General features: G+C 46.3%; 7 protein-coding genes. All 7 read left to right on the top strand.

Translation table 11 applies throughout. The annotated features are described in order from the left end of the window. A partial coding sequence (locus KDK17_RS08805) for a hypothetical protein (protein WP_257287881.1) occupies window positions 1-362 on the top strand: 362 nt, incomplete at its 5' end. A 105-nt stretch (window positions 363-467) separates the two neighbouring features. Continuing rightward, window positions 468-1,952, top strand: a complete 1,485-nt coding sequence (locus KDK17_RS08800; protein ID WP_257254422.1) for a hypothetical protein — start codon at window positions 468-470, stop codon at window positions 1,950-1,952. A gap of 104 nt (window positions 1,953-2,056) precedes the next feature. Further along, a complete protein-coding gene (locus tag KDK17_RS08795) occupies window positions 2,057-3,058 on the top strand; it encodes a hypothetical protein (protein WP_257287880.1) in 1,002 nt (333 codons plus the stop codon). A gap of 242 nt (window positions 3,059-3,300) precedes the next feature. Then, window positions 3,301-4,731, top strand: a complete 1,431-nt coding sequence (locus tag KDK17_RS08790) for a hypothetical protein (protein WP_257287879.1) — start codon at window positions 3,301-3,303, stop codon at window positions 4,729-4,731. Between the two features lie 308 nt (window positions 4,732-5,039). Then, the gene (locus KDK17_RS08785; RefSeq protein ID WP_257287878.1) at window positions 5,040-6,749 is read left to right on the top strand and encodes a hypothetical protein; all 1,710 of its coding nucleotides are present in this window, start codon (window positions 5,040-5,042) and stop codon (window positions 6,747-6,749) included. A gap of 287 nt (window positions 6,750-7,036) precedes the next feature. Then, on the top strand, window positions 7,037-8,521 hold the full coding sequence (locus KDK17_RS08780) for a hypothetical protein (RefSeq protein ID WP_257254426.1): 1,485 nt from the start codon (window positions 7,037-7,039) through the stop codon (window positions 8,519-8,521). A 215-nt stretch (window positions 8,522-8,736) separates the two neighbouring features. Beyond that, on the top strand, window positions 8,737-10,176 hold the full coding sequence (locus KDK17_RS08775) for a hypothetical protein (RefSeq protein WP_257287877.1): 1,440 nt from the start codon (window positions 8,737-8,739) through the stop codon (window positions 10,174-10,176). The last annotated feature ends 396 nt before the right edge of the window (window positions 10,177-10,572 follow it).

The raw sequence follows: 10,572 nt of genomic DNA, 5'->3' as shown, positions 1-10,572 counted from the left end.
TGGTTTCAGCCTATCCACAAGGGTATTTAGGTCCTGTACTTTCGGAATTTATTCGACGGGGAGGGGAAATGCTCTGCACCACGATTGAGAATGATTTGTTTAGTGACATGCATGAAGGATATGAAGACGATCCCGAGGTTCTCAGGGACGGGATTAGACAGTTAAGGAATAAAAATGGAGAGTGCTTTGAAGTTGAATTAACTGATTACACGTTGATGGGGCCTCCATCAAGTATCCAGTTTTACAATTGGCCATCAAGTGTTAAGCAGCTTATGCTCGACTCTCACGATTCTTCGGCTATAAACGGTTATTGTGTTGATATCGTGTTTCCGCAATTCTTGGAATCAAGTTCTGATGAGTAATTGTTCTCCGGACAGCAGGGAGGCTTTTGTCTATTTTATTGCACTACCACATTTTTGGCCTACCTTTTCAACTTGTAAACACGAAATGAATTTGAGGGTAGAGTTTTGAAGAAAACACTTTCAGCGACACTGCTGTCGCTGCATTGGTCGTTATCTTTGATCTGTCAGGCCGAACCGTTGACAGGACATTTTGTTGTCGAGCATAAACAGAAGAATCAGAGCCTTTCTATTAAGCGAGACCTGAATTCATTGCCGGGCAGCCCGTCAGACATTGTCGACACTGACGGCTTTGCAGGATCAATTTTGCCGCCTGATGACAAAACACAAAAGCTTGGCGGTTATGGGCTGAAAATGACCTCTATTGAGTCCATTTCATGGCAATTGCATTGGGCTGTCTATATGCTGCTTACCTACGGACTCTTCTGGATCATCAAAGATGCGGCTCAGGACGGCGGACCTTATTGGTGGATATTTGCAGAAGGGATTGTTGCTGTCGGCTGGCTTTTAGAAAAAAACTATTGGAACACCGTTTCACCGAACCCAATGGATAAACCGGAGGCAAGTCAGAATGACTCGTTTGCGATCACCACAATGATGCTCTCCGGACAAGGTCAAAAACAAAATAACAAACCAAACCAGTCATCAGCATCATCCGGTCAGCAAGCCTCTGGGGCAACTACTCATCTTACAGGCTCTATCACCGGCCCACTGTCTTCAGGCTCTGGCGGGGGTAACGAAGGCCCTGAACAACATGACCAGTATACTTTGGATATAAATTGTTATATCGATTTTTGTCATGGCGTTTGTAAACTACGAGCATCATCCGATAGTACTGAGCCCGCTGAAGGGGCGCTGAATTTCTTAGAAACTTTGACAGACCATGCAGCAGGAACAACAGAGCAAGGCTTGCCTTTCCCACGAGAGAATGATCTCGGTCAAACTCTGGGTGATTCTGAGAAAAGCGTCCATCGGTCATCGATTAAAACCGACCCTGGAAATGGCTGTAAGAATACATACCCATTGGCTGCTGTGGCAGTCGGGGAATTAACCTGCGATTTAAAAGTGTTTGGCGTGGACGCGCGGAAGCGGTCATGCGGGATGGTCTGCAAGGGTTCGAAAGCTGTGCGGTACCACATAGAAAAGCACAAGGAACGGCGTGAGTGCTTTCTTAACAGAATCGACATGATGAAAATGAGAATAAGAATGAGAAGAGCCTCTCTCTACCCCGGGCAACACCCTTGTGATGAGAGAGTGGCCGGTACGGATGGCGAGGAGCAACGGTGTGGTGTGGTCTTGGATAATCCTCAGTCCCTGTGGTGTCACAAATTAAGATTTCACACCGGACCACAAATCAGTGAAGAGCAAGAATTCTGGGAGGATGGCCTGCCACACACATGTGGGCAGAGCTGCGAAAATGCCCCGGAGTTGGTGCGTCATAAAAAAAGATTCCACGAGCTGCGAAAATGCCACGAAATAGTGTTCTGTGAGAATGGCCACCTTCACCCATGCGGAATAGTCTGCGCGGATCTTCGAGAGTACTTTCGTCACATTAGCATACATCGAGAAAGTGAGTCTGTTGATAGGCAGTAGGTCGATGACAAAAAAGAGGTTTGTTCTCTTGATCTATCATTTTCCTGGTCTAATTTCCCCACCTAAGAAAGTTAAAACATAAAATGGATGTAAGGATAAAGTTCTTGATACACCTACGTTTTGTGACGCTGCTGTTGCTGCTGTCCTCGTCGTCTGTCATCTCTCAGGCTGCACCATTGAAAAGAAGTTTTGTTGTCCAGCTTCAACAGGATGGAGGTTCTCCGGGCCGGAGCTTTTCCATAAAACCTAACGAGCCGATGTTAGGCAACCCATCATACATTGCCGAAACAGACGGCTCTGCAGGATCAATTTTTCCGCCTGACGACAAACCACAAAGATTTGGCGGTTTTTGGGTAAAAACGGGCTTTTTTGATTTGATCTCGTGGCAGTTGATTGACGCCAATCATTTTCTGGTTGCTTACGAACTGGTTATGACCAACAATGACTTCGCTCTGGGCATCAAACCTTATTCATGGATACCAATAGAAGCGTTTTTCGTTGTCGGCTGGCTTTTACAAAGCTATTGGAGCACCGATTCACCGCTGTTTAGTCTAATGGGTAAACTGGAAGCAAGTCAGGACGACCCATATGCAATCACCACTATGACGCTCTCGGGTAATGGCCAAGAAAAAAACCAACAAAAAAACGAGCCAACAAAATCATCCGGTCAGCAAGCCTCAGGAAAAACTGCTCAATTCAAAGGCTCTCTCACCAGACCCGAAAATTTCGGCTCTGGCGGTGGTAACGAAGGGCCTGAACAACAACATACTTTCTGTTTAAATTGTTACGTCGATTCCTGTCATGGTGTTTGTAAACTCAGACCATTATCCGATGGCGATGGCGATGGCGATGGCGATGGCTCTGCTAAATGGTCGCTGAATCTCGTAGAAACTTCGACAGGCTACACCGGAGCAGTACCTGAACAAAGCTCGCCTTTTGTAACGTTGACTCGTGAGCGGCAGCGGCAGATAAACTTGATCAACCGCAGGGCCAGAATTCGCGTGTGTTCGGAAAGAATATTCTTCATGAAGCGAATGAAGGAATATCTGCTCAGATTGGCTGCTGTTGCGGCCGAAGAAATGGCCAAAAGAGGTGGCACAGAGTAACTGTTTTGTGACGTGATGGTGCCCAATAAGAATGGCCAGTGGGCCCAATGCAAGACAATGCGCAAAAACCTTCAAGAGCTGTTGTTATGCAGTAGCGGGCTTTTTTTTATCACAAAAAATTTTTCATCCCAGAGTAGAGCGAAAAGTTGTTTCAGTCGCTTATGACTGATTTATGACTCTCTTTTGATCTACCTTTTCTATCTTAAAAAGTACAGAACACAAAACGATGTAAGGTTAATGTTTTGAAAAAAACACTCTCTTTGGCACTGTTTTGGCCGCTATTCTCGTTTTCTATCATCTGTCAGGCTGCACAGTTAACAAGAATTTTTGTTGTCGAGCCTCAACAGAGTGGAGGTTCTTCAAGCGGGGGCTTTTCTATACAGCCAGATCAGCAAATATTGCCGGGCACCCCATCATACCTTGGCGACAAAGACGGCTATGCAGAATTCATTTTGTCGCCCGATGACAAACTACACAGACCGCGCGGTTACGGGCTAAAAAGGTTCTTTATTGAGTCGATTTCGTGGCAACTGATTTACGCCACTCATTTCCTGGTTGCTTACGGACTGGTTATGACCACCCATGACGTCGGTCTGAAAGCCAAACCTTATTCATGGATATCTGCAGAAGCATTTGTCGCTGTCGACTTGCTTTTGAAAAGCTATTGGAACCCTGATTCATCGCTTTTTAACCCGATGGATCAACTGGAGGCAAGTCAGAGTGACCCGTTCAAGATTACCTCTATGATGCTTCCCGGACAGAGCCAAAAACAAAATGGCCAACAAAAAAGCCAGCCGACAGTATCATCCGGTCAGCAAGCCTCAGGTGCAACCAGCAACCAACTGACAGGTTTTTTCACCAGCCCTCCGGATTCCGGCTCTGGTGGCGGAGACGAAGGCCCCGAACAACACCAGCATACTTTGGGTTTAAATTGTCACGTTGATTCCTGTGATGGCGTTTGTAAACTCCGACCATCATCCGATAGTTCTGATTCAGCTGAAGCGGCGCTGGGTTTCGACAATTCTGAGCCACACGCCCGTAGATCACCGATTAAAACCGACCCGGGAAATGGCTGCAACTACAGACAATCACTGACTGCAAAAGGAGTCGCAGCAGTGGCAGTCGATTTGACTGAGGGACTGACCTGTCATTTGCAAGTACTTGGTGTGGATGGCCAGAAGCGGTCATGCGGGGTGGTCTGCAAGAGTCTGCTAGCTGTGCGGGATCACGTAGAAGACCACGAATTTCGGCGTTGTCACTGTCTTGAAAGCATCAACAGAATGAGAATGAGAAGAGCTTGTTACTACCCTGAGCCACACCCTTGTGATGAGACAGTGGTTGGGGCTGATGGCAAGGAGCATCCGTGTGGTGAGGTCTTACCAAATGCTAAGTTCCTGTCGTGTCACAAATTAAAATTCCACACTGGGCCCCAGACCTGTCAGGAGACAGAGACCCTGGAAGATGGCCTGCAGTACCCATGTAGGCTGGTCTGCGAAAATGCTCTGGATTTGGCGCGTCATAAAAACGCATACCACAAGTCGCGGAAATGCTTCAAGATAGTGGTCTGTAAGAATGGCCATCTTCACCCATGCGGAAAAGTCTGCGCAGATTTTCCAAAGCAGTTGCTTCACGATAGAATGCACCGGGAAGGCAAGTCTTTTTATGTGCAGTAGGCTGATGATCTCAGTCTGGATTGGTTATAGTCCTCCGAACAGCAGAGAGACTTTTTCTATTCCAACATTTGGTTAATCTCTTATTTGAAAGGTAAGCGTCGTTTTTTTTGTAATGCCGGGACACCGATGAACAAAAGTCCTTGCCCATGTTTTGCAGTAGTGTTTTTTATTCCCCGGTGCAACCTTTGGTTTTTCTGGAAAGACACGCTGACTCTCTTGATTTATCACTTTCTTGAACTAGCTTAATTTCAAGAAATGAAAACACGAAACATTAGGTACGAAATATAAGACAGATTTAAGGTTAGGCTTTGAAAAACATACTCTCTTTGGCACTGATGTTGCCGGTATTCTCGGTTTCTGTCATCTTTCAGGCTGCACACTCGACAGGAAGTTTTGTCGTCCAGCGCCAACAGAGCAGAGGTTCTCCAAGCGGGAGTTTTTCTTTAAAGCCGGACCAGCGTAGATTGCCGGGCACTCCGTCCTACCCCGTCAATACAGACGGCTACGCAGAATCAATTTTGCCTGACGACAAACGACACAGGATTAACAGTTATGGGGTAAAAACCTCTTTTATTGAGTCGATCTCATGGCAATTGATTTATGCTGCTCATGTTCTGATTGCTTGCGAATGGGTTGTGACCACCAATGACGCCGCTCTGAAAGCCAAACCTTACCCATGGATACCTGCAGATGTGTTTGTCTCTTTTGGCTCACTCTTGAAAAGCTATTGGAACCCCGATTCATCAATATTTAGCCCGACTGAATCACTTAACTTGATTGAGCAAAAAATTCAACAACAAGAAGCGAATCAGGATCACCTGTTCACGATCATCTCTATGATGCTCCCCGGAAATGGCCAACAAAAAAATAGCCAACCAAACCCGCCATCAGCATCCTCCGGTCAGCAAGCCTCAGGAGTGGCCACTCATGCAGGCAATTTTTATTTCACCAACTTCCTGTCTTTCGGCTCTGGCGACGGTAAAGAAAACCCTGATCAACACCAGCATACTTTGGGTGTGAATTGTTACTTCGATTCCTGTAATGGCATTTGTAAAATACGACCATCGTTCGATAGTAGCGAGTCAGCTGAAGGGGTTCAGCAAGGCTCTCCTCCCCCTGCTCAAAGAGAGATTAAACGTCGGAAAACTTATCCTATCCATGGTCATATAGGTGGTGACCTGCTCTGGGAGATTGATCTACCCAGTCTTGAATGGTGTCTTGTTAAAAGAGCTTATGAAGGGGCCTATGCTTTATCGGATTCTGAAGAACTTGATCTTTCGAAGGTTGACGAAGGAACATTCTCCAGTGCTTTAACTGAATTTTTTGTTGATCCAATATTAACTTTTCTGAATTACAGAGTGCTCGTGACAAAGCACGACAGAAGCGACGAGTATGTGCACCTTGCTGCTGCAATGTGCAATGCCCTTGGGAACGAATATGAATATATTGTTGGTTTTTGTGCCAGTTGTGCCCATACCTTCAAATTTGGCTTTAGTCACTCACTTTTTCATATGGCCAGGGTGTTAACGAAATCTCGTGCACATAAAAGTTGGAACTTGCATCAGTTCAGACAAGATGTCATCGAAGGCCTGGATACTGATCGCCAGACTCTCGCAGAGAAGATTGCCCATCGAGAGGTAGAGCGTGTAAACACTATTCTTCAACAAGGCTCATCCATAGAAGATAAATATGAGCCTGTTGGTAATTTGGCATTAATTTTCTTTGCCCTTTCCGCCAACAATCGAAAAGAAGCAGTCAATCTTTTTTGGGAGGCTTGTTTTATAGATGCAGATGGCAACAGGATAACTCGGGATGACGAGCCCCCTGTATTCAGCGGACCCTATACAACTGAACCCACAGAAACTTATCGATATGTTTATTCTTCAGTAAGAAATTTAAAAGATATTGCTCATTTACAAAAACTGGTTAATCTGATTAAAAACTTTTTAATTGCGGATAAAGGCACGGCTTCAGCAAATTGTGAAAACAGGCCCCTGATGCAGAAGAGCGCTCGTTAAAGCTTTCACTTAGAGGGTGTGGGTGCGCGGAAGGCCATAAATATACTCAAGAACCACTCCACCATGATGGGTAAACTACTGGCAGACATTCGTCGCCTTTTACTGTCATGCCGACTCCGTTTTAATAAAAAAGCCCGCTCATGTCTTGCATCAGAGGTTTTTTTACCTACCCGCTTTAACCTTTTGTTTTAAAAAAACGCTTATTTTCTTGATCTAACACCTTGTTGATCTACCTTTCCATTCTAAAAAATAAAAACAAGACACAACAATCAACAAAGTGGGAACCAATGAAAAATTCATCCTCTGTGGCACTGTTGTCGCTGCTGCTCTCTATGTCTGCTATCGGTCAGGCTGAATCATGGACAAGGCATTATGTTGTCGAGCTTGGACAGGATGGAAGCTCTCCTATGGGGATCTTTTCCATAAGGTCTGGCCAGCACACATTCCCAGACACTCCGTCACACCTTGTCGACACAAACGCCTATACAGAAGCAATTTTGCCGTCCGAAGACAAACCACATAGACTCGGTAGTTATGGTGTGAAAACGTCCTTTATTAAGTCAGTCTCGTGGCAATTGATTTACGCCACTAGTGTGTTGGTTGCTTACGATCTGGCTATGACTACCGATGACGCAGCTCCGGGTGCCAAACCTTATTCATGGATACCTGTAGAAGCCTTTTTCGCTGTTGGCTGGCTTTCAGGAAGCTATTGGAACACCGATTCACCGCTGTTCAACCCGATAGATAAACCGGAGGCCGGTCAGGATGACCCGTTTGCGATCAATACTATGATGCTCCCCGCAAATGGCCAACAACAAAGGCAACAACGAGAAGAGCGAACAGAGTCATCTATACAGCAAGCCTCAGGGGCAAGCACTTTTACAGGTGCTCTCACCGGTCCCCTGTCTTCCGGTTCAGGCGATGGTAACGATGGTCCAGAACAACACCAGCATACTTTAGGTTTAGATTGTCGCGTCAGTCCTTGTAAAGGTATTTGCATCTTCCGACCAGCATCCAGCAGGATTGAGCTGGCTGAAGGGTGGCTGAATTCCATGGACAGTACAGCAGTTGGAGGAGGAGCAGAACCTGAACAAAGCTCATTCCACGATGTCCCTGATCGATACTACTCTGCATGGGATTATTGCGATGCAGTAATTCACTTCGATCTCGATAATGCCTTTGATAATGTCATCGGTAATCAACGCGATCATTATTTCTATGTCACTGGACGCTTTGATAACAATCCAACCAATCGCCAACGCCCTATAGATTCAATGAGTGTGGGGGCAGCCAGTACAGCTGAAGAACCCATCCGTGACGAGACAGTGACCCGGGACGATAGACAGCATCAGCCATGTGGGAAGGTCTTCAGGAGTGATAAAGCTTTGCAGGGACAATTAAGAGAATACAACAATAGGCAACGGAGGCTACGTAAATTCATAATGGACGATATGGCCAAAAATAAAGGCCACTCTTATCTGAAAGTTTGTGAAGATAAAGTGCTCTGGCGGGATGGCCAGCGGCGAAAATGCGGGGCGGTCTTCGATAATGCTCAATGCTTGCTGGATCACAAAAGAAGCAACCACAAGCCGCAAATCTGTGACGAGACGGTGGCCGGTGGGAATAACCAACAGCCATGCGGAATTGTCTGCGAGGATTTTGAAGAGCTGATCCATCACAAGCAGTTCGATCACAGAGGAAAGCATCTAAAACACAAGCCTGTTGATTTGGAACAAGGTAATGACCTCGGTTTTCCAAAAGATAAACAGTAATTCGGCTTCCAATCAGACTCAAAACACGCTTCCGAGAGGGCATCCATCCATGGAAGTTCCTATACCACATGATGACTAGCTATCCGTGGTCATCTCGAATAAAAACGACAGCGTTTGTTGAGGAAAAACGCTTACTTTCTTGATCTGTCACTTCCTTGGTCTAACCTGACTGACTAGAAAATACGAAACACAAAAATAGATGTAAGGATATAGCTTTGAGAAAACCGCTCCCTGTGGTGCTGCTGTTGCTGATGCTCTCGTTGTCTGTCATCTGTAAGGCCGAACCATTGGAAAGTCGCTTTATTGTCGAGCTTGGACAGGATGGAGGTTCCTCAGACGTGACTTTTTCCATAAGGCCTGTCCAGCATTCATTTATAGACAACCCTTCATACCATGCCGACAGTGGCTATGAAGGACTCATTTTTCCGTCTGACGACAAATCACAGGGAATTGGTGGTTATGGGTTAAAAACATCTCTCATTGAGTCGATCTCATGGCACTTGCTTCACGCCGCCAACCTGGTGATTGTTTACGAACTGGCTTTTACCCCCCATGACACCGCTCTGAGTGCCAAACCTTATTCATGGATACCTATAGTAGGAGCGTTTGTCGTTGCCGACTTTCTTTTGAAAAGCTACTGGAACCCCGATTCATGGTTGCTTAACCCAACGGATCAACTGGAGGCGGCATCTATGTTGGCACAGGCGGATCACCCGTTTGTGATCACTAATATGGTACTTCCCGGGCGTGGTGAACAAAAAAATGACCAACAAAATCCATCATCAGCCTCAGCTGATCATCAGGCCTTAGGAACAACCGCCCAACTTACAGGCTCTATCACCAGTCCTCTGGGTTTGGGCTCTGGTGACGGTAACGAAGACCCTGAACAAGGCGAACATACTTTCGGTTTAGATTGTTACGTCGATTCCTGTCATGGCGTTTGTAAACTCCGACAATCATCTGGTAGCGAGTCAGCTGAAAGGTTGCTGAATTCGGAAGGAAGTCCGACAGCCCCTGCGCAAGGAATACCCGAACAAGGCTCTATTGAAACGATGAATGAACTCACTCAAATCCTGCACCATTTTCAGCCACAAGCCCTGACAATATCGATTAATACCTTTCCGGCTAATAGCCGCAGCAATACATGTTGTGTACCGGATGCAGCGGCAGCCATGAAAGCCGGGGAACTGACCTGTAAAGTGCCCATGCACGGAGAGGATGACCAGCTGCGGCCATGCGGGTTTTTCTGCAATAACAGGAAAGCTATGCGGGCGCACAAAACGAAATACCACACGAAAAGTCGTCTGCACTTTCTTGAGGGTTTGAGCAGCATGAGAAAAAGCAGCTCGGAAAAGGCAAGACTCTTTATCTATCCCGAGACACACCGTTGTTACGAGACAGTGATCGGGGAGGATGGCCAGCAGCAGCCGTGTCATGAGCCCCTTCCAACGGCTCAATCGCTGTTAGATCACAAATTAAGATATCACCCCGAATCACAGGCCAGTGATGGGACAGCGATCGGGGACGATGGCCAGCGTTCAGGCGGAATAATGAGCGAGAATGCGCAGACCCATCAGGCAAAAGTGCATCGAAAACGCAAGCCTTTTGATGCAGATCGAGATGATCACCTTAACCCTCCGGAAGGTACAGAATGATCGGGCTCCCAGCCAGGCCCGAAGCAAGCTTTCAGAAGGGATGGATATCACACTATTTGTTATTTCGATTTTTAAAAAACCGGACAGTCGTCATCACAACTCGCATTCGACGATTCAGGTGGACTCAATCGGGGCCGGGTAATCGCCTTGCTGTAGCTCTGTCATCTTCCCTGAAGTTCATCGCTTTTCTCAAACCGGTTCTTACGACAGTCATCAGGTATCAGACATCGGTGTTTCAGTAAAATTTCAGCACGTTTGCCATGGATAGGAGAATGCATGAACCATTATGTTTTAGTTCTTTGCCCCTTGTCCTCTCGTCTATCCTCATTGCTCCTATCCACAGAAAACAAAGGATAGAACCATTAAAAGTCTACTCTTGCACGTATTGGTCTTTGT

It is taken from the genome of Endozoicomonas sp. SESOKO2 (genome assembly GCF_024606245.1).
In the GTDB taxonomy this organism is placed as follows: Bacteria; Pseudomonadota; Gammaproteobacteria; order Pseudomonadales; family Endozoicomonadaceae; genus Endozoicomonas_A.
The sequence above is the reverse complement of the archived record's forward strand: the minus strand, read 5'-3'. Positions and strand labels throughout refer to the sequence as shown.

Coding starts and splice junctions, on each gene's coding strand:
- KDK17_RS08780 (WP_257254426.1), top strand. CDS start 7,037: ATGAAAAATTCATCCTCTGTGGCACTGTTGTCGCTGCTGCTCTCTATG.